Source organism: Nostoc sp. UIC 10890 (assembly GCF_054786515.1).
This window is the reverse complement of record NZ_JBSGKF010000001.1, coordinates 2,331,295-2,352,405: the sequence shown is the minus strand read 5'-3', so window position 1 is coordinate 2,352,405 and position 21,111 is coordinate 2,331,295. Positions and strand designations below refer to the sequence as shown.

The following is a 21,111-nucleotide window of genomic DNA, read 5'->3' as shown; positions in this document are numbered from 1 at the left end:
TATGCCTTCATTTGAATCTTTATATCAAGAATACCCCTGCTCGTACAATTCTCCCTTAAGTTGCGATCGCCCTTTCCAAACGGCACAGCAAATCAAGGGCGCTAAGTTTTGCTTGGAATGCGGTTTTCCAGCAACTTTACCACAGGAGGCTGAGATTAAAGGAAATCAGGGGACTTATCAAATAGCTAGTTTTATTGGTGTGCGGGGTTTAGGCCGCTTATACTCAGGTATCCAACTCAAGGACAAACAGCCTGTCATCATCAAAGAATACCTGCTACCCAATCGTTGTTTTAATGAGAGCGAGACTCAAAAGCGGAAAGAGACTTTCAAACGGGTGGGTGGGATAAGTTTAGCCGATAGTCGAATTCAAAACTTCCGTCTTGTGGAAACTAAAGAAGCGATCGCAGATGAAAAAGGAGAACGCTGTTATCTAGTTATTCAAGGAATAGAGTCATCTCAAACTTTAGCTAAGTATCTCATAGAAAAAGGAGCAATGACATCTGCCGATGTGCGTGAGATACTAAACCAAGGTTTGCAAACTCTCCAGTTTCTCCACACCCAAAAGCTGCGTTTTCCGTCAAATCAAACACAACTCGGTATAACTCACGGCAACATCAGTTTAGATAGTACTTTAATTAAAATAGAAAATAATCAAAAGTTTTCTATATACTTTTGTGATTTAGCTATCTGGGAAAACTTATTTATTCCACCCATTATTGCTCAACCCGCTCCTGCCAGACCTGAGCAAGATTTAGAATCATTAGGATTACTAGCCTTTTATTTATGGACAGGACGGACAACTAATTTTTTATCCAACCAGCCTCTCGATCCTAGAGATAATCAACAATGGCCAGATACCGATAGCCATTTAAAGCAGTTTATTTATCGACTAATTGGGTTAGAAACTCCTTTCGAGAACGCAGAAGCGGCTCGTCAAGCACTGCTGCAACTTCCCAAAGAAGATCATGGCAAAGGTTCAAGTTCCCTACGATCGCCAGCTTCTAAAGAAATAGCAAAGCGTTTCCCAATGCCCTTAATATTGCTAGTAATTATGGCGTTATTACTACTCAGTGGGGGAATTTGGTATTGGTTTTGGGGCAGGAAAACAGATAATCCTAATCAATATATACTATGGTCTAGACTTGTGCGGAATTTCTCAGAAGTTCCCAACGTTCCTTCTGGGCAATTTACTTACACAGGAGAAAAAGAAAGTACATGGAGTTATGTTTTAACGCAACCATTAGACAACAGTCGCTTAGGAGATTTATTGACGAAACCAAAGCCAGATGCAACAGCAACATTTAAGTATGAATCTGTTTTGTCAGCAAATATAAGTAATCCAATTAAAAGTATTGAAGAAGTCCAAACAAACCAAAAAGATTTTGCAATTACTAGTTTAGTAGACAATATCACAGATAAACTTGCTAAAAAACAAGTTGCTTATGATGGATTAATTGTTTTTGTAGCATTTAATAAAAGAGACTCAAATCTTGCTAATGCTTTGGGGGGACAAATCAATCTTGAGCAATTGCGTCAAATATACACAGGTAAAATTACTAATTGGCAGCAAATTAATCCCAAACTTCCAAATCTGACTGTAAAACCTTTTGCTCCAAATGAACCAGAAGCAATCAATAAATTTCAGGAAATAGTTCTTAAAAACGCTCCCCAAGACGAAGCTTTATTTGCAGCGAAGGTTACTAAACTTGATACAACAAAAACCCAAAACCAGATCCGCAGTGAGACTTTAGAGGGGCGAACCACTGGGATTATCAGTTTTGGGATTATCAGTAAAACTTGGAAACAATGTACTGGCTATCCGCTAGCGATCGCAGATGGTAAAAAGTCACCTATTCAACCTCTGTTTCAAAAACGCGATCGCCGCTCAATTAATCCCTCAGATGACTTATGTCAGCATGATGATTATTATGTTGATGTCACAACTTTCCAAAGCTACCCCCTGGGATACCCTATTTTTGTAGTGTACCCTAAAGACAGCAACCGCCTGCCTGGTGGTTCTACATTTGCCCAGATGCTAACTACTCGTCAGGGTCAGTGTTTACTTAGTAAAGTAGGTCTTGTAGCTTTACAACCTATGCCTGATGATATAAACTCCTATGCCTGCAAATCGGTGCCCTAATCCCAGTTGCGAATATTTTAACCGTGCCCTGCCTAACAATGCTAAGGTTTGTCCCTGGTGTTCCACTCCCGTGGGTAATGTAGTTTCTCCTACACCACAACCACCTATTCAACCACAGCCTAGTCAACAACCACCCAGTCAACAACCGCCAGTTCAGTATCAACGACCAGTAACAGACCAACCTAATTACCAGGCTCCCCAACAAGCTCCCGTTGATTATTCAACAGTCTATCAGCCACGAGTTTCTTATCCACCCACACCTCCTGTTTACACCCCGCCGCCGCAAAGAGCGCCAGTCTTAAAGCTGATTCATAGCACTGGAAGAGAATTTAACCTCGTTGGGGAAGGAGGCTATATTGGTCGCCGCAGTCAGAGTCCAGGAATAGCGCCGCCAGAAATTGACTTAACCGGCATTCCCAGTGAAGGAATAGTTTCTCGTCGTCATGCGCGAGTCGATTGGGACTGGTCGCAAAATTCATACATGATTGTTGATATGAGTACAAATGGTATTTATTTAAACAACACCTCTCTAACTCCTGGTATGCAATATCGCCTACTTAACGGTGATTCACTGCGATTTGGTCAGGATAACCTAGTTAACTTCACTGTATATGTTGTGTAGTAAAAATATTATTTACTAATTGACCAATGACCGGATGATTACTAATTCGTAATTCGTAATTCGTAATTCGTAATTCAAGGTTACTAATGACAAATGACCAATGACCAATGACAAATGACCAATGACCAATGACAAATGACAAATGACCAATGACCAATGTATTTCGGGAATTCTTGCAAAAGGTAGGCGGTGGAAGTCACACGAGCGAAAATTTAACTCGTATAGAAGCAGCCACCGCTACTAAAATGATGCTGTTGGGTGAAGCGACACCAGCCCAAATCGGCGCGTTTTTGATTGCTCATCGAATCAAGCGTCCCACAGGGGAAGAGTTAGCCGGAATGTTGGATGCATATTCTGAACTGGGGCCAAAACTGCAACCAATAGCCTCTGAGCGACCAGCGATCGCACTTGGCATCCCTTATGATGGCAGAACACGCACAGCACCAATTAGTCCGGTAACAGCTTTATTACTCGCCGCAGTGGGACAACCAGTGATAATGCACGGTGGCGATCGCCTACCAACTAAGTACGGTTTACCCCTAATAGATATCTGGCAGGGTTTAGGAGTCGATTGGACTACCCTAGCACTAGCAAAAACTCAACAAGTGTTTGAGCAAACGGGAATTGGCTTTATTTATCTACCTCAGCATTTTCCCTTAACTAAAAGTATTTGGGAGTACCGTGATCAACTTGGCAAACGTCCACCCTTGGCGACAATGGAGTTAATTTGGTGTCCTTATGCTGGGGATGCTCACGTAATCGCCGGGTTTGTTCATCCGCCGACAGAAGGAATGTTTAAGATTGCTTTAGGGCTGCGGGGAGTAAAAAAATTTACATTAGTGAAAGGATTGGAAGGTAGTTGCGACTTACCGCGCGATCGCACTGCAATTATCAGCTTATCTTCATCTGTAGCATCCCAAGAGGTAGAGCGATTGCACCTCGTACCGCGCGATTACGGCTTTACTACCAAGAACGTACCCCTTGGAACTACTGAAGAATTGGTGGCGGATATTCAGGAAGTTTTAGCAGGTAAACCAGGTGAATTAATGCAAACAGCCTTATGGAATGGCGGATTTTATCTATGGCGGAGTGGTATTTGTCCAGATATGCCAGAGGGTTTAGCTAAAGCAGAAGAATTATTAACCAATGGTGTAGTAGCAGCTAAACTCCAAGAACTCAGCCAGTCAGTAAATTAGCCGTCACCAGTGTAATTAATTACGAATTACGAATTACGAATTACGAATTACTTACTCAACAAATCCTCCAAAATAGATTTTTGTTGCAACCAATCTTGACCTACTTGGATACTGATATCCGAGCCGAGGTTGCCCGTACTTTCCACGCGCACTTCTCCAAATCCCAAAGTGTTGCGAATTGATTCGGCACTTTCACCATCTCCTTGTTGGGCGACAATGTGAGTTACGTCTAGAGGTTCACCCCATGCTTTGGCTATATAGATGTTGCGATATCCAGATTTTTCCAAGGCGCTAATTAACGGTTGGAGGTTAGAGCGATCGCCACCTGTACTATCTTGAATTGCTACACGCAAATAGCGTGGATTAGCCATCTCCTGTTCTTGGTCTGATTCCAAACCAAAGTGCTGAACCATGAGTTTGGCAATCCCATCTTTGTTGGGCAACCAATAGCTAGCATCATACTCATTCTTCTCGCTAAAGCGACCTGGCAGCATTAACATCTGCATATTAGAGCGATTTGTCCGTACTCCAAAACCCAATAATGCCACTAACTCTTCAACAGTCAAGTTTGTATCAATATGGTCTTTCACTACATCAAGAACTTTAGGTAATTGAGCAACCGTAGCTGGGTTGAGTGTTTGATCCATCAAAGCACGCATGACCATTTGTTGCCGCTGAATCCGACCAATATCACCAAGTTCATCATGACGAAACCGCAGCAATTGTAGTACCTGATCGCCGTTGAGATGCTGCTTACCCGCCTTCAAATTGATGTACAAATGCTGAGAATCATCTTGATATTTCATATCTTTGGGGACGTAAACTGTTACACCACCCAAAGCATCAATCAGCTTACCAACTCCCAGAACGTTAATTCGGACATAGCGATCAATTCCCGCCCCACCTAAGAGATTACTGACGGTTTTAGCAGTTAAAGCTGGGCCACCTTCAACATTGGCATAATTAATTTTTTTTACTCCAGACCCTTCTATTCGTGTACGGGTATCTCTGGGAATGGAGAGCATAACTATTTTTTTCGTCTCTGGATCAAATTTGACCATGAGCATCACATCCGCAAGACCATCAAAGGAGTTTACCTGGGGCAGGTATTTAAGGTTTTTGGTTTCTTCAGGAGGGTTTTGGACATCTGGAGGAAGTACGCTCATCCCCATCACTAAGAGATTGACTGGGCGAGTTAACTCTGAAAATCGCATCACACCTCCAGAGATGCGATCGCTATCAAAGACAGCCTCATCCTGTGGACTTAGCTCGGCTTGTTGCAAAGGCGTACTGGTCAAAGACACTGCCAAAAGCGCCCCCGCAGTTGCGGACACCATTGCAATACCACTCATACCTACCCAAAACCACAGCCAACGTCCTGATTTCGAGTTCTGGGGAATTTTTTTATTGGACTTTGAGGCTTTTCCCGACTGGTTTTCTTCCGCCGAACTTCTTTGAATGGTCACAGACTTCCTCACACTTACTCAATAATCAAATTTGGTAAATTTGCAGACTAAAAACATCCAAACAAATCAACCCATAATAGCTAACTCTTAATTATCAGTGCTAACTTTTTTAATGTAGTGTCAACCACAACACTTATAGCAGCATTTTTCCTTCTTTTGGGCCAACTTGGAGATGTTTTACTGAAGTATGGCAATAATAAACTGGATTTGACTAGATATATGGATAAATCAACCGTAAATTTTTAGAAAATAAGTAAAAATACTGACAAATTATTACTCTAAAAAATTAAGATAAATACTTGCCAAACACTCGTTCTGCTAAATTACTAAACCCTGGTAAACGACCAGATTTGCCCTGCATCAGGCGCAAAATCAACCAGACACTTACTAAAAAGTAACCCGATGTGAGAAAGCTATTCAGGATAAATAGACGTAGCGGAAAAAAATCTGAAGTTGCTGTTCCGGTAGTTAATAATAGATAACCTAACAGCCAAGTAAGTGCCAAAGTAATAGACAGACGACTAATAGCAAGTTGTTCCCGACTACCCTGGCCCCGATAGAGTGTCCACAAGGATGGAAAAAAGCCAATAATCGGAACCAAATATAAAAGCAATTGTGTTTTGGGCATAGGGCATGGGGCATTGGGCATTGGGCATTGGGCATTATTATTCTCCCCCCGCTCCTCTGCTCCCCTGCTCCTCTGCTCCCCTGCTCCCCACTCCTTACTCTCTTTCGGTTCAAAATTTTCCATCGGGGTTAGTCTAACTCCTAAACTAGAAGGATGAATAAGACTCATATATTTAGAGATAATAAGCTGTAAAGAAAGATTTAACTTAGTTCTATCCCGCAATCAGTTCAAAATGCAGACACGCAAGCTACTCGACTGGTGGCAAACATTCACTCCCATAGCGCGAATCGGGGCGATCGCGCTATTCGTTCCGCTGCTAGTTCTCAATGGTTGGGCACTTTCGGTATTTTTCAATTATTTTCATTCTCTCATAGTCATTTTAGTTGGAGCCTCAGTGCTAGCATTTCTGCTCAACTACCCCGTGAGTTGGATGGTGCATCATGGTGCTAGGCGAGAACAAGTCGCTATCCTAGTATTTCTCTTGGCTGTATCGATTTTATTGGCGTTGGGTGTGACACTTTTTCCTCTGGCCCTTACCCAAGCTCAACAACTGGTGGCTCGTTTGCCAGAATTGATCGACTCTGGACGCTCTCAGTTAATGATATTAAACGAAAAAGCTGAGACTTTTGGCTTACCGATTAACCTTGATGCTTTGGTAGTGCAAATCAACGATCGCGTCAAAGGACAATTGCAAGCGATCGCTGGACAAGTTTTAAATCTGGCTGTACTCACAGTTACTAGTCTGCTAGATATTCTCTTAACGATGGTTCTGACCTTCTATCTTTTACAGCATGGCGGTGAACTCTGGCAAAGTTTAGTCGAATGGCTACCGAATAAATTTCGCGATCCTTTCTCTAAAACAGTCCGCCTCAGCTTCCAAAATTTCTTCATCACCCAGTTGATTTTATCTACCTGTATGGCCTCAGCCCTAATTCCTACCTTTTTATGGCTGAAAGTGCCATTTGGGCTGTTATTTGGACTAACTATTGGCTTGATGGCTCTCGTCCCCTTTGGTGGTTCTGTGGGCATCGCCCTGACTACACTATTGGTAGCGTTACAAGATTTCTCAATGGGTGTAAGAGTGTTGATAGCAGCGGTAATCATACAGCAAATTCTTGAAAACTTAATTGCGCCCAGAATTTTAGGCAGTTTTACAGGTTTAAATCCAGTTTGGATTTTAATTTCGGTTTTGACAGGGGCAAGAATTGGCGGACTGTTGGGTGTAATTGTGGCAGTACCCACCGCTGTAGTGATTAAGACTGCTTTAAGCGCATTGCGTCTTGGTAGCCTAAGCAACGAAACAGACGATAGCGCTATAGCTGCATCCGTTACAGCAAATGAATCCCCGAAAGCTGAAGGTAAAAACACTCTAAGCATTTCTGAAGCGACATTACCCTAATGCAAGGAGGCAGGAGTTTTTCTCACTGCGGCTCGATGATGGAACCCATAAACAAAATACTTCCCGTCTGATTATCCCTAATCGCACAAAAGAAGGGACGATCAACAATCATTCGGAATGGTTCTGGTTCATCTCTCAAAGATGTTGCTACTATTCCCACTGAAGTAGCCGCAGCCGCTTCAGTTCCTTCTTCGTTCACTTCCACAAAGGTTTTATGTTTAACTTGGCTAATGGCAAAATTTTTACCCATGCCAGAAAAATTGGCTTTGTTACTGAAAGCCTCTCCCATGCCTAAAGTTTTCAAAGCATCATTGAGTGTAATATCATATTCTGTTTTGAAGCGAGGCAAGCGAATAAATCCTTCTTGTTTGTTGAACTGAGTCATCCATTTTTCCCAGTTCTCAACATTTAAATTTTGATAAAAAGTTTTGAGGTTAGAGTTGTCTTTGGGTAGGAAGATATAAAAACTGACTTTACCATCTTTGCCATAAGGTAAACTAACCGCCTGAAATTGTTCGCTTTCATAGTATCTATAGTCACCCTTTTGCGACATCATTGGGTGTTGTTTTTGCTTCCCAGATGTGATGTAAAAAGGGTGTTCAGCAGTTTCTTGTTTGTCAAACTCGTTGCTCCAATTACCTTTAAAATATATGGCATTAATCAGAAATAACACCTGATTAGGTTCAATCGTTTCAACTATTTTGTTAATTTTGCCATTAGTATTTTCTTTTACCCAATTATTAATAGTACTAGATGCGGCGGCATCTTTAAAGTTTAAATTACTGACCTTAGCTTGATAGAAATCCTGGGTTCTTTTAAGGAAGTCTGGTGCAAAGCTAACATCTTGATTTGCCCAAAGTGAGTTAGCGATCTTCAGTTGCACTTTCGCATCCGAATTGTCTAAAAGCTGTTTTAATGCCGCCGCGTAAGAAGAGTTGATTGCTGGTAGATTCATCCCCTGTAATTCCAGAGTTTTTGTCATTGCTTGTTGAGTCGAGCCACTAGCACCGTTGTAGGTCATAGCAAGAGCGATCGCGACACTCGAAGGTGAGATAAAAACATTATTCTCACCTTGATCATTTTTCAGAACTTCTGAAAATAGTTTGAAGCCAAACTTATTGTTAGACTCAACGATTTTTGTATCAGTCTTGACTGTTTTTTTTTGCAATGGATTTTCTGGCTGAGGTAAATTAGATTGGGCAAGGGCACTTTTATTACTCTCGACTTGAGAACACCCTAATACACTGAATAGAACCACACTTGCAGCTGCCAAAGCATAACGTCTGCCCAGACTAACACCGTAACGTCTTTGCAGGAAATTTTCTTTTGCATCACTAAACTTTTGCCGATTCATTCTGCTACCTCACTTGCCAAAGATTCCCGATCTGTGCTTAGAGTTGACGCAGATACTGTGTCAATGACTAACTATTGCATTTGCTCTAATAGAAAAATCGGCTGTTACAGTTTTTGTAACAACAAGTTAGTGATTGAGAGCAATTAAACACAACTTCTGAGAGTTGCTAATTTCTAATTGAGGCGGCTATGCAGACGAGTGATGAAAAACTTTGATTTCTAGGAGTTTTTCTATTTTAGACACAAACGTATTGTAAGCTACGTAATCACAAAATAACCACTTGTGTTGAATTCTGATAGATAGAATAACTTTTCTCAATGGTATGAAATACACAATTTTCGTAGGGACGCACGGCTGTGCATCCCTGTTTCAATTGATAGGTACACTCCACCAAGCTAAACTATAGGGTTGAGTCGCTTCATTGAGCTTTTGACGAAACTGGACGCGGATTTTGTAATTGCCAGTAGCCGCAACTGGGCAGAAAATATGTTCTACACTATCGATTTGGCTGATTGAGGAGCAAACAGCACCAACCTCTGAATTTTGAGCATCAGATTTTACCAGATAAAGATCGAGATTGTTCAAACCGCGATCGCGAAAATTTTCGCCCACGTCATATTGCTGGTTTTTATTTTTATCGTTGAGTTCCACCAATCGATCCCAACTCAGGGTAACAGCAACAAAACTTCCCTGCTTTAACGGTTTTGCTAATATATAATCCACAGAAGCGCCAACATCGACTGTGCGATAATCCCAACCAATAGCCGGCACCGCACCTGATGCTTGCCATTGACCAGCACTAAATTGCTGATAAGCGCGAGATACATTTAAATGACCCGCTCCCATTTGGGCATCCAAGGGAATCTTTGAATCTTTATAAGCATCAGAATCTAGCCAGCTTTGATTTTGTTTATCAATTAGTGTCCGAGTCATTCCTAACCGTAAGCCATCGCCACTATCTAAAATTTTGTCTGTTGAATTCAGCAATACAGCTTTCATTACTTGATGACGCCGAGCATCAATGCTCCAGTTGCGTTGTTTTGTCCGCATCTGTCGATCAGCAAGTTCCTGCAATAGAGCAACCGTAGCCGTAACTTGAGGTGCTGCAAAACTTGTACCTGTCACTTTGTTCAATTTGCCATCTGGATTGAGCAAAGGTAAGTTATTTCCAGGAGCAACTAAACTGATGGCGCGACGCCCATCAATATTAAATTCCCTTCCAGCTAGCCTTCCACTCACTCCTTGGTTAGCACCAGCCAAATTAGCCACGTCTACTTTGTTAAAAACTCCCCCTCGGCGAGATGAAAAGGCCACGTTCATTGCGTTAAAATTATCTGTAGGGATGGGAATACCGCCCTTACCTTGGTTGCCTGCGATCGCATACAAAACATCATGAACGCGACTAGACCAGTCAACACATAAAGTTAGTAAAGCATTGCCATCTAAAGTAGCCTCTGGTCTAGGATCGCGGCTCAGAGGTTCACCAAAGCTAAAGTTGATGGCACGGACATCACCACTATTTTGTAGCGCTATGTGCTGGGCCGATAAGCACTCTTCTGGTTGACCCATATTTTTAGTGGAACCCACCGCCGATGAATACAGCCGCGCTCCCGGAGCAACTCCCGGCAAAGCTTTGTCTTGACTCACCATGACACCAGCAACATTGTAGGCGTGAGGGTCAACACCGCTATTAGACTTAGCTGGCCCATTGCGTAAGAATACCGCCGCTAAAGATATAGCACGATTTTTAGACACCGCCTTATCCCACCCAAACATTCCCGGCCGGCCAATTTCTACTTGACCAATAGCAATCTTACGACCAATTAAATTATAAGGAGGTTGGTGTAGCTTCAGAGCATCAATGCCGTTAGTTCCCAGTGCAGATTCTAAAGCTGAAGCAATTACCGGCACACTCAAACAAGAAGCACTTAATCCCAAAATTATCCAGGTTAGTTGTTTAGTCATTAGTTATTAGTCATTAGTCATTCAATTTTAGATTTTGAATTTTGGATTTGGGATTGAAGGAAAAATCTAAAATCTAAAATCCAAAATTATGAGTCTTGCTCAATGTTTTGTTACAATGCGTACAGACGAGGACGCTTAAAAACCCACTAGCCATGACCCAAAACCTATCTCAAAAGCCCATTGTAATTGCTCCATCTATCCTATCAGCCGATTTTAGTCGTCTGGGTGATGAAATTCGCGCCATAGACGCGGCTGGAGCAGATTGGATTCATGTTGATGTAATGGACGGTCGTTTTGTACCTAATATTACGATAGGCCCTCTGGTTGTGGAGGCGATTCGTCCGGTTACCACCAAGCCACTGGATGTCCACTTGATGATTGTGGAGCCAGAAAAGTATGTAGAGGGATTTGCTAAAGCGGGTGCAGATATTATCTCCGTACATGCAGAGCATAACGCTTCCCCACACCTGCACCGCACCTTGGGGCAAATTAAAGAGCTTGGTAAGAAAGCTGGAGTTGTACTTAATCCTGGTACTCCTCTAGAGCTAATTGAATACGTTCTAGAATTGTGCGATTTAGTACTGATTATGAGCGTTAACCCTGGTTTTGGTGGTCAAAGCTTTATCCCTGGTGTATTACCCAAAATCCGCAAGCTGCGCCAAATGTGTGATGAACGCGGTCTTGACCCTTGGATTGAAGTGGATGGAGGACTGAAAGCAAACAATACTTGGCAAGTTTTGGAAGCGGGAGCCAATGCAGTTGTCGCAGGTTCCGCTGTATTTAACGCTAAGGATTATGCTGAAGCCATTACAGCAATTCGCAACAGCAAGCGTCCTAGCCCAGAATTAGCTAAGGTTTAATTCATTTTTGGATTAACAACTATTCTCCACAAAAAAAGGTGGGCAAATTGCTCACCTTTTTTTTATGAAGAAGGGGAAGGGGAAAAGGGGAAGGGGGAAAGGTAAAAACCTCACCCCTTGTGGGCGAAATAATCCAAATTTTATGAGGAAGGCAAAAACCGTACTTCGTCCCGCTACGCTAACGCCCGCAAGTGGCGCGACCTGTTCATCCCTTTCCCCTTTTCCCTTTAACCTTTTCCCCTCTTGTTTATGTGTAAATAAAAAAACTGGAAGCTATTCAATTTTTGAACCTCCAGTAGTTACTATATAAATTGAAAGTTTAGAAACCAGAGATAATCCAGGTTGGGAGGACTAGGATTACAATAGTTAAAAGAGAAGCGTATGAGCTATTAGGTCTACCAGTCAATAAAGCGATTTTACCGTAACTTTTCTATTTCTGTTCCTGGTATTGATGTTAAGCGTTTGCTTTATTAACTAAAGCAACACCAAGCACAGGATAGGGAGTTTTATAAGCATCACTTGTACCGTCTGCAGTCGGTTAAAGCTGTATAAAATTTGGATTGGGGGAATCCACCTCCCCAAATTCTCTTTGCTCAAACTTCCTCAAAAATAGAACCACCAGTAGCAACGGTTAGATCATCAGTCTTGGTTTAGGAGTTATTTACTCCATGAAATGCTGACTACTTTTGTAATCAGTTTGATTTATTTCATAGTCAGAACTAATCATTGATTTTATTTTTTAAAATTAACTTGCTTGCCAATCACCTCTATGTTGGTTTAAGTTGTAGTTGTTATTAGTTTACCAATACTGTCAGTATATATTTGCCATTTTGGCAGATTTTTGCAAAGAATTATCAAATTCATGAGTGCTATAGAAAACCTGCCATGCTATAAATTTTAAATTAGCACAGCAGGTTCTCAGAGACTTAATCACCTCTAGGGCAGAATCTAGTGATTCAAAATACTTTTTAATTGAATCCACAAGATTTCAAGGAAATGTCTTGAGAATTTTCTGGTTTTAATGGTGACTTGCTTGATTGATGTTCGTTAATGTGCTGTGCCAATCTCTGGTCTAAACTACCACCACGTATTTCTGTTTTTTTCTTTCCAACTACTTCCAGATAAGCTAGGTCTTTAATTTTGCTTAAGCAGCTTGATGATACATTACTATCAGACCTTGAATCATTAGCGTGTTTCAGCATTTTTAGATTTTCACTTTGCTGTTGTTTTGTTCTGTTAGCTTGAGAGTTTTCTTTGAGCAATCGATTGTAGGTGCGATATGGAATGTAATGGAGAGGATTATAACCACCAAATCTCAGCATTAAAACACATGCCCAGGAATACTTCCCAGCAAGAATTGCTTCAACTACTTTGTCAAATTGTTGAGCCTTGACTGTCTTATCTAAGTTGCTACTAATGCCAGCAATGTCTTGATTCATCATAGTTTTTAGTTATCTGGGATGAAGTAAACTAGTTCAGGTTCTGCGATTGTTGCTGTTTCAATTGAGGTGTACAGACTGCACTAGCCTTTTGCAGCTGTTGAATCGCTTCTCGGAAATTATCAGCAATGAGACTGTGTTGGATTTTGACAAGAGATAAAAATTCATCAATCAACAGACGTATACATAACTTTCCCAAGCTCTGATTGACTCTTGCAGCTTTGAGCGGTAAAGACTCAGGCTGATGATTCTTTCCATGAACTGACCTTTGATTAAAAACAATCAAGTTTTTAATCAAGTTTGTTGGCTGCTCAGTCTTAATTATCCAGATTTCCTCCAATGAATGGAAGAAACTGTAGCTTTTACTTGTTAGTAAGTGAAAGTTCAAAATTTATCTTTTGTCTTGTCGTGTGACTGATAGAACAAAATCTCAGTATGATTATTGGTAGATGTGGTTTTATCTTCTTAAACTTTCTCCACTCCTAATTCAATAAATTTTCTCTGTTCAAACGGTTGTATTTCTTACTACTGTTAAATTAGGCATTTTCCGGGAAAATCACATATTTTTTTGGATAGTGGAGAAAATTTATTTATCTTTGACCGTTAACAACGTCATTCGTATTTATACTATTTTTTGTCGTTAATGTCATCTACTAACTTAGCAGATTTATAAGCTAAATTTACTGAATGTATTCTGATACTTACTTGCGTATTGTGCAACTTTTACTTTTGTCCCTCTTTGCTAATTCATGAGGGGTCTTACCCCTCACACAATATCAATTTAAACCCTTTAGTATGGTCGAGTCACTAGAAGATATTACCACCAAGTATGATGAAAAACAACTTCTAAAAATAGTAGAAGATAGAGAATAAAAAGTCTTAGCCGCTATAGTTTTGAACCTATTTTTCAATAAGTTCAATTAGAGAATTATATCTATTAGCCTTGTATTTCTTGATTTACAAGAACTACAGCTTCAGCATGTCTACATGAAATCGCCGTAAACTGATCATGAATATTTCATGAGTATCAGTCAGTAACTATAAATAGCCTAGTTTTAAAATTAAATTACTGGTTATGGATAATAAATATATAGATATAGGAATTGTAAGTTGTTTAAAAAATCGTCTATCTTGTAGGGTGTGTTAGCAAATCGTAATGCCCCTACGTATATTTCAAAAATAAATAATAGTCTTATAGTTTTAATCATAATCATTACAAGTAAAGTAAAACGACCATAATTGGATACTTTTACCAAAAAAGATGTCGCTGACTAAGGCTGTATAAGATTAAATAATTTTGTAATAGAGATAAAGCAGTTAACACAGAATGTTATTAAGCTGATTTAGTAGTAAATTTTTTATGTATTTATATTTAAAAAATTATAAAATTTAGATTAAAAATGTAGTGGTAGTTGGACTAAATAGTAGTAAAAACACCAATTACCATGAGTTCTTCATGAATGCCTTGCTCAACAAGAATACCTTGGTCTAGAACACTGCGCTGTTAAGGTAATGCGCCAGATATCCAAAATCAGGAAGCTGATAGCAAAGACATTAAGGGAAAAGAAGCTTTATCCTATTCAGCTAACTTCAAACTCTGGATGCGAAAGCCACGCCTTGCCTATGGTTGGGAAATCAATATGCGATCGCTCTTAACTCTCCAGACAACTATATATAATGAATTTCTTGCCAATGAGCTATCCGTGGGTTATAATATGAGTCCAGCTTACTAAAACTCGCCCTCACTGATAGCGCTTCATATCCCAAAGTTTGGGCTGTTTTTGCTAAACGCTGGAGAGATACACGTCTATGATCTACCCGCCGCGCTAACTGACGCAAAGTGTAGAGGTTTAAACATAAGCTCCAGTATTGGCTAATCATTGCCAAACATGCAGCACGACGATCTGGTGAACTTTGTTGTTGAGTAAAGGAATAGGAATGCCATAACCTAGCCTTTGATTGTGAACATAGTGTGGGAAATATTAGCAATATTTATCGCTAAAGCTAGTAATATTTGCATTTTTTGAAACAGTAGTCTTGAATTCTCAATCCTTCAACTCTTACCATTACTGTAATTTTTCTTCGCTTCCGGAAACACTCGGAAAATAAAATCACAAATCTAGACTCTGCTTTCTCAGATGAAGATGGGCTAAATTTAGCAACACGCATATTATACGTGGAATAGGGGAAAGGGGAAGGGGGCCCCCTCTGGGGATAACTACGGTGTATACACAAGTCCTAAAATAGTTTACTCACCTAGTTTTTCGCTTCAGTTTTACCCCACCCTAACCCTCCCCGATGCATTGCTACGGTGTACACACAAGTCGAAAAAAGCTTGATTTTCCATTCTTCTCTCGTTTACCTCGTTTTTATCTCGTTCCCATGTTCTACATGGGAATGCTCCTCGTGGAGGCTCTGCCTCCAATCTGGCATTGAGTCAGAGACTCAATGAATGCATTCCCAGTCGGAGACTGGGAACGAGGAAAGTCTTATCAAGCTAGATTTTTAGGACTTGTGTGTACACCGTAGCTGGGGATAAGGGGCGGGGGAAAAGGGAAAAGGATGTATTCAAAACCTTTTCCCTTTTCCCCTCTAACCGAACCGTATTGGTAGGGGTAGCTGTATATCGCTACGTGTATTGCATGAAAATGAGAATCGCTTTGACCGTTAATCAATTAATAACTAAGTAAATTCCCCAAATCGCCATTGGTCGCAGGTAAGTGCTAGCGCGGAAAGTACCCGCTGCGGTGATAGCTTCAGGTGTGCGAAATTGCAGACCATTGTTATAAATTTGCTGCACCACAGCTTGCGTCAACCTCAACGCTTCATCCTTCATTCCCATCTGCACCAGAAAAGCCGCCAGCCCAAAGTTTATTCCCGTCCAAACTTCTAGGGGGTGAGTAGCTTGGGGATTTTCTGGTGAACCATCGGGACGAACACCATTAGCAGCACCAAACTCACCATTGCAGAATTTCAAAAAGCAGGCATCATAAACAGTGTTTAGGGCAGAAAGGGCGCGATCGCTCGGTACAATATCAGGTAAATCCAGCAGACGTGCATAAAACTGTCCGCACAATTGATCTGCCATCACCACATCGGAACCACTTTCACTATCAAGTTTGTAATATTGCCCATTCCAGAGTTTTTCTTGATAAATAGGCAGAGATTGTTGTAACCAAGTTTCATAGATAGATTTTTGGGTTGCCAACTCCGTTGTGTTACCTGTCTGGTAAGTTAATAAAATATCGCTAATTGCGATCGCAGCTTCTAACGCCGCCAACCACAACCCACCACAATAGGCGCTGACACCCTGTAACCGCCAATCATCAAAGGTTTGGTCAGGCGCACCAGAATTTTCCGGAATCCCATCGCCATCAAGGTCAAAAGTTTTCAGGTAGTCAAGGGTTTGAACGATCGCATTCCAACAATCTGCTAAGAATTCTACATCGTCAGCACCCGTGAGCAGAAAATCACGGTACACTTGCAAAACAAAATCACTACCCAAATCTTTCCACAAATTGCAGTCTTGATAGCTGGTGTAGTTGGTTTTCTCCCAAACGTGTTCATTGGGTGCGCCTAAATCGTGGGGTGTTGCACCTGCGACTTTACGAACTGCAATCGGGCTTTCTGCCTTAATTGTCATGTAATAACCAATGATTCGGGGAGTATCATCACCTTGAGGAATCGCCCGTGCAAATGCCCGAATCACCGACTTTTCTAATTCTGGAAATAGCATCAGCAGGGCAAAAGAGCCATACAACCGCACATCTAGACTTTCATACCAGCGGTAATCTAAGCACTCCAGCACCGCAAACTGACCGATGGGGTCAAGTTCTGATGCTGCACTCCAGAGAGTACCGCCGCTGGTGAGGTCGTAAAGCTCATTAAATAGAGCCATTTTAAACCAGTCGGGTAAATCTTCCCGGTCGAGAATCGGTTTTTGCCAACTTTGAATTTGCGATCGCCAGCTTTGGTATTCTTGTAGAGCAGTAGATGCGATCGCCCAAGCATTATCACCACTTTTACCAAAAAAGTCCGTATATCTGCGATAATAGTTGACTCCAGCCGCAAATTCTGTAATGGGTAAATCCCAAGCGAGGACAAAGGGGATTTCGAGAGTTTCGCCTGGTTGGAGAGTGAAACGGAGTGCGATTGCAGCCCCTAATTGTGTATTATCTATTGCTGGAGTCGGATCTAGATAATTAGGCAAAGAACCATCTTTCGCAAAGCTTTCCCATATTTCCTCACCCGTTCCTTCTGGATTCCAGCAGGTGTGGTGGAATAATTCAACTTGGGGATGCTTCAGCGTGGCAATACACCAAGTTCCATCACCTTCTTGCAAAGCATCACTACCAACCCGACCTAATACACAACCAAACTGTTGTGTATTTTCAACTATTTGGTTATAGTTTCCTTGACTTTCGCCCCAGCGTGGCTGGTATTCGTAAACCGGACTACCATCATCGCGCACTTGCACTTGGGGAGATTTAAGGGCATTAGTAAACCAGCCCACCATATTTTGCCAAGTCAGCATAATACTGATAGTAATAGGTGCATCTGTGGGGTTGTGGGCATTCCAGAGGAATAGTGCCACAGGGTAGCTAGTTTCTTGATAATTGCCTGCCCACACTGGTGAAAACTGCTCACAAGTCAACTGTGCTTGAAATACATTTTCATACACAAACCAGCTACGTGGATATAGCGCGTGATAATTGCCCGTTCCTTTTGCGTCGGTAAGTGTCGGATACCACTGCCAAGCTTGGAGAGTGCTATCATCGGGTGCTTGCGTAGACAAAGCGTAGGCTTGGGAAGATGTACCACTGGATTCAAACACACTGAATTGACAAGCGGGAACGTTTTTGAAGGTATGTTCACCACCGTCGATGTGCCACAGGTTGAAATCTCCCCGTGAAGAACGACCAATGCAACCTGCACCAAAGCCACCTAAAGGCGTACCATGCCAAGGGCCATCATCAATATTACTTGCGTAGCGGACGGTATAAGGTTTGTCCCAGCCTAAGCCGATAGGACGGCTCCAAGTACAAGAGGGAATTTTCGGGGAAAGTTGATTTGTCATCACCTGATGTTACAGCGTGCAGTTACGTCAATGAAGACTAACGCGATGTGTGATTTTTCTCAAGTAAAACGCGGTGATAGCATAATAATGTTTCAATCTTGGCTGAAGAAGGCAATTCTTGCTGAAGGCTTCAGCGCTGGAGCAACAATTAGACGGGGTCATTTTGAAGCTAGGCTAATTATCATTTTTTCAAAAATTTTCAGCACATGTTCCTCTCCATTGTCCCTAGTAAAAATGCTAAAATTTGGGTGAGAATTGATTTCAATTAACCAATATTGATTATCTCGGTCTAATACAATATCTAAGCCACCATAATCAAGGTCTAATTCTTCAAAAACTGGTTTGGCAAAATTAGCAATATCTGACAATATTTGTGGATCGTTGATATACTTTGCTTTTGCACCATTCCAGTGCAGAGGGCTAAGATTCCCTGCAAACTCTGCATCACTTATATCTTTTTCATAGAGCAAAACTAACTCTTTATTTAAGAAAACTGCTCTATATTCAGATTTTATGTTAATAAATTCTTGAGCAAGAGCGACATAATCATACTTTTTGAAATTGACATTAAAAATTTCTTTTAAAGCATTTTCAATTTCATCTTGATTTTGACATAAAAAGACGTTATGTCCGCTAGAGCCAGAATTTCTTTTAACAATCACTGGCGTTTCAAAATTTTCTTTTATTTCTAATACGATATTTTGAATAGTTGGAAATTTTAAGTAAATTTTATACTCTATGTCACAAAAAGGAGAAAGAAAACCTATTGTCCGAGGAAGTTTAATTTTTTTATTTAAAACATGGTAAGTGTATTCCTTATCTTTCATAAGATGTGATACTGCTTGATTAATCAATGGAGTGCTATAGTTACAAAAATAATGGGGTTTATTATTGAGTTTTATTTTGATTAAGTTTTCAGCAGGATGAATAACTTCATAGCTGATGTTTAAGTTGTTACAAGCTTGCAGCAATAGCGAAACGTTGTCTAACATAAATAATTAAAATTAAACCTCTAAATTACGAATTATTTTAACTTGTTGTTTGCCGTTTAAAAATCACTATCTCAGTACCAACAACTGGGTTACGAGCTATTAGCCTCTTTTGGGAGTCGATAATTTCTAAATGCGTAAAATCAAGTTCTTGAGAGCGTTGTAATATCTCCGCAGCTAGTTTGTCTTGCTGAGATTCTTGGAGAGTGTACCAATCATCACTAATTTTGACTGTAAGATTACTCGTGCGAAAGTTGGCTTCAATTGACTTTATCAGACCAGAGGCAATGCGATCGCTAATTTCGGCTACCTGATTTTCAATAGCCGCAATCAAGGCTTGTTCTGGTGTCAATTCTATGATTGGTGTCGGCGTTGGCGTTGGTGTGGGAGTTACTTCTGGTTCCGGTTCCGGTGTTGGTGGGGTGGTTTCTACTTCTGGCGGCGGCGTAATTTCCTCTGGTGGCTGTGGTTCAGGTGCAACTGACTCCGGTGGCGTGGCTATCGTTGGTGTCGGTACAGGAACCTCTTCAACTGGGGGAACTGTTGCTATTTCAGTAGGTTTACCAGTAAAGATAGTCGTAGTTGTCCAAATGAGAATTACAGCAATTCCAGTAACAATTCCCGTCAAAGCCGTATCTGATAACTTTGTTGACAAATTGGATGGTAAAAATAAGCGGATTGTCCTTAACAGTCCACCCCATCGCAACTGAAGCTGCTGGAAAAAACTGGGTGTTTCCGCAGTACCAGGTGTGGGTGCTGTCTCCAGTTTGTCCACTGTTGTTTCTAAAATCCCAATCGTCCCTCGGAGGAGTTGGATAATTTTAGCCTTCCAAAATGGCTGAACTCTCTGGTAAGGTTTTTGGGGAGGTTGAGTTACTTGCTCATCCGTCGGTTTTGACTGATTGTCTTGTGACATGGAACTTTCACCAAAAGCAGCGAATCAAAGACAAACAACGTATATTATTACTGATGCTGCCTTCTTTTGCCTTAATGTATCATTTCGTTGCACATTGCTTCGGCTAATCTGACTATTTATTAAATTTGGTGAGCTATGAAACTAAAACGCCGTCAATTTTTATTTTTAAGTAGCCTCAGCGCCATTAGTACAGGATTTTTTTCCTGGATGTTAGTTCGTCAAAATAATCAAAGTGCTGATATTAGTGATTTAACAACAGCTATAGCCGCCAACCCAGCCAAAAAAGACTTGTTATTACGTTTTGTGTCTGTAGCAGATACGGGGACTGGAGCTAAAGGACAGTATGCTGTGGCTGGAGCAATGAATGCGTATCACAAACAAAATCCTTATAATTTAGTCGTTTTAGCTGGAGATAACATTTACAATAACGGCGAAATCGAGAAAATTAATGCAGTTTTTGAGCGTCCTTATCAAGCTTTGCTAAAGCAAGGTGTGAAATTTCAGGCTTGTTTAGGTAATCACGATATTCGTACTGCTAATGGTGATCCGCAAGTCAAGTATGCCGGCTTTAATATGAAGGGAAGACGCTACTATACATTTAGCCGTGGCTCTGTGCAATTTTTTGCTTTAGATACTAACAGTAATGCTGATTGGAAAAATCAACTACCTTGGTTAGAAAAAGAATTAAGTCTTAGTAAAGCTCCTTGGAAAGTCGTATTTGGCCACCATCCTATTTATTCATCTGGTGTCTATGGGACTAATACAGAGTTTATTAAAACTTTTACTCCGCTGTTTCAAAAATACGGTGTTCAAGTTTATATAAATGGTCACGAACACCATTATGAACGCACTCGTGCTATTAATGGAACGACTTATTTAGTTACCGGTGGTGGTGCAGGGACTCGTCCTGTAGGGCGTTCAGAATGGACAGAGCATTCTGCTGAGAAGCTGAGTTTTGCAGCGTATGAGGTGTATCCAGATAGAATAGAAGTAAGTGCGATCGCTACTGATAAGCGCGTTTTTGATAAAGGTATAATTCAATTAAAATCAGCTTAGTTAG

The 21,111-nt window shown here is 41.0% G+C and carries 17 protein-coding genes; 7 read left to right on the top strand and 10 right to left on the bottom strand.

Features of this window, described 5'->3' with window-relative positions; genetic code table 11:
- Window position 1: 1 nt before the first annotated feature.
- The 3 genes from ACWATR_RS09170 to ACWATR_RS09160 all read left to right on the top strand — a co-directional run bounded on the left by ACWATR_RS09170 (window position 2) and on the right by ACWATR_RS09160 (window position 3,958).
- A complete protein-coding gene (locus tag ACWATR_RS09170) occupies window positions 2-2,140 on the top strand; it encodes a substrate-binding domain-containing protein (protein ID WP_460331604.1) in 2,139 nt (712 codons plus the stop codon).
- Window positions 2,118-2,762, top strand: a complete 645-nt coding sequence (locus ACWATR_RS09165; protein WP_460331602.1) for an FHA domain-containing protein — start codon at window positions 2,118-2,120, stop codon at window positions 2,760-2,762. The genes ACWATR_RS09170 and ACWATR_RS09165 overlap by 23 nt, the downstream gene beginning before the upstream one ends.
- A 149-nt stretch (window positions 2,763-2,911) precedes the next feature.
- On the top strand, window positions 2,912-3,958 hold the full coding sequence (locus ACWATR_RS09160; protein ID WP_460331600.1) for an anthranilate phosphoribosyltransferase family protein: 1,047 nt from the start codon (window positions 2,912-2,914) through the stop codon (window positions 3,956-3,958).
- Between the two features lie 47 nt (window positions 3,959-4,005).
- Here the strand turns inward: ACWATR_RS09160 and ACWATR_RS09155 are convergent, their stop codons facing one another.
- Window positions 4,006-5,424, bottom strand: coding sequence for an LCP family protein (locus ACWATR_RS09155; protein ID WP_460331598.1), 1,419 nt, complete (start codon window positions 5,422-5,424; stop codon window positions 4,006-4,008).
- Between the two features lie 286 nt (window positions 5,425-5,710).
- The gene (locus ACWATR_RS09150; RefSeq protein WP_435023729.1) at window positions 5,711-6,073 is read right to left on the bottom strand and encodes a hypothetical protein; all 363 of its coding nucleotides are present in this window, start codon (window positions 6,071-6,073) and stop codon (window positions 5,711-5,713) included.
- A 211-nt stretch (window positions 6,074-6,284) separates the two neighbouring features.
- Here ACWATR_RS09150 and ACWATR_RS09145 point away from each other — a divergent pair, with 211 nt between their 5' ends.
- Window positions 6,285-7,451, top strand: coding sequence for an AI-2E family transporter (locus ACWATR_RS09145; protein ID WP_460331596.1), 1,167 nt, complete (start codon window positions 6,285-6,287; stop codon window positions 7,449-7,451).
- A 22-nt stretch (window positions 7,452-7,473) separates the two neighbouring features.
- Here the strand turns inward: ACWATR_RS09145 and ACWATR_RS09140 are convergent, their stop codons facing one another.
- Together ACWATR_RS09140 and ACWATR_RS09135 are read right to left on the bottom strand one after the other, a co-directional pair.
- Window positions 7,474-8,805: a serpin family protein gene (locus ACWATR_RS09140; RefSeq protein WP_460331594.1), complete on the bottom strand. Its 1,332-nt coding sequence runs from the start codon at window positions 8,803-8,805 to the stop codon at window positions 7,474-7,476.
- A 369-nt stretch (window positions 8,806-9,174) separates the two neighbouring features.
- Window positions 9,175-10,770 (bottom strand): S8 family serine peptidase, encoded by a 1,596-nt coding sequence (locus tag ACWATR_RS09135; RefSeq protein ID WP_460331592.1) that lies wholly within the window; start codon window positions 10,768-10,770, stop codon window positions 9,175-9,177.
- 152 nt (window positions 10,771-10,922) lie between these two features.
- Between ACWATR_RS09135 and rpe the strand changes: the two genes are divergently transcribed.
- Complete coding sequence (gene rpe, locus ACWATR_RS09130; protein ID WP_069069288.1) at window positions 10,923-11,630, top strand: ribulose-phosphate 3-epimerase; 708 nt, start codon at window positions 10,923-10,925, stop codon at window positions 11,628-11,630.
- Between the two features lie 968 nt (window positions 11,631-12,598).
- On the opposite strand, the gene ACWATR_RS09125 is transcribed toward rpe, so the two are convergent.
- Entirely contained in the window at window positions 12,599-13,069 is a 471-nt protein-coding gene (locus tag ACWATR_RS09125) for a HetP family heterocyst commitment protein (RefSeq protein ID WP_460340306.1), read from the bottom strand.
- 31 nt (window positions 13,070-13,100) lie between these two features.
- Window positions 13,101-13,457: a hypothetical protein gene (locus tag ACWATR_RS09120; protein WP_460331590.1), complete on the bottom strand. Its 357-nt coding sequence runs from the start codon at window positions 13,455-13,457 to the stop codon at window positions 13,101-13,103.
- A gap of 1,213 nt (window positions 13,458-14,670) precedes the next feature.
- On the opposite strand from ACWATR_RS09120, the gene ACWATR_RS09115 reads away from it, so the two are divergent.
- Window positions 14,671-14,802: a hypothetical protein gene (locus tag ACWATR_RS09115; protein ID WP_460340768.1), complete on the top strand. Its 132-nt coding sequence runs from the start codon at window positions 14,671-14,673 to the stop codon at window positions 14,800-14,802.
- Here the strand turns inward: ACWATR_RS09115 and ACWATR_RS09110 are convergent.
- The 4 genes from ACWATR_RS09110 to ACWATR_RS09095 all read right to left on the bottom strand — a co-directional run bounded on the left by ACWATR_RS09110 (window position 14,738) and on the right by ACWATR_RS09095 (window position 20,051).
- Window positions 14,738-14,950 (bottom strand): cysteine peptidase family C39 domain-containing protein, encoded by a 213-nt coding sequence (locus ACWATR_RS09110; protein WP_460331588.1) that lies wholly within the window; start codon window positions 14,948-14,950, stop codon window positions 14,738-14,740. The two genes, ACWATR_RS09115 and ACWATR_RS09110, sit on opposite strands and share 65 nt — an antisense overlap.
- A gap of 790 nt (window positions 14,951-15,740) precedes the next feature.
- Window positions 15,741-18,146: a GH116 family glycosyl hydrolase gene (locus tag ACWATR_RS09105; RefSeq protein ID WP_460331586.1), complete on the bottom strand. Its 2,406-nt coding sequence runs from the start codon at window positions 18,144-18,146 to the stop codon at window positions 15,741-15,743.
- Between the two features lie 158 nt (window positions 18,147-18,304).
- Window positions 18,305-19,138: an ATP-grasp domain-containing protein gene (locus ACWATR_RS09100; protein WP_460331584.1), complete on the bottom strand. Its 834-nt coding sequence runs from the start codon at window positions 19,136-19,138 to the stop codon at window positions 18,305-18,307.
- Window positions 19,139-19,175: 37 nt separating this feature from the next.
- On the bottom strand, window positions 19,176-20,051 hold the full coding sequence (locus tag ACWATR_RS09095; RefSeq protein ID WP_460331582.1) for a hypothetical protein: 876 nt from the start codon (window positions 20,049-20,051) through the stop codon (window positions 19,176-19,178).
- A gap of 135 nt (window positions 20,052-20,186) precedes the next feature.
- Between ACWATR_RS09095 and ACWATR_RS09090 the strand changes: the two genes are divergently transcribed.
- Window positions 20,187-21,107 carry a metallophosphoesterase family protein gene (locus tag ACWATR_RS09090; RefSeq protein ID WP_460331580.1) on the top strand — a complete coding sequence of 307 codons (921 nt, stop codon included), beginning with the start codon at window positions 20,187-20,189 and terminating at the stop codon, window positions 21,105-21,107.
- Window positions 21,108-21,111: the final 4 nt, after the last annotated feature.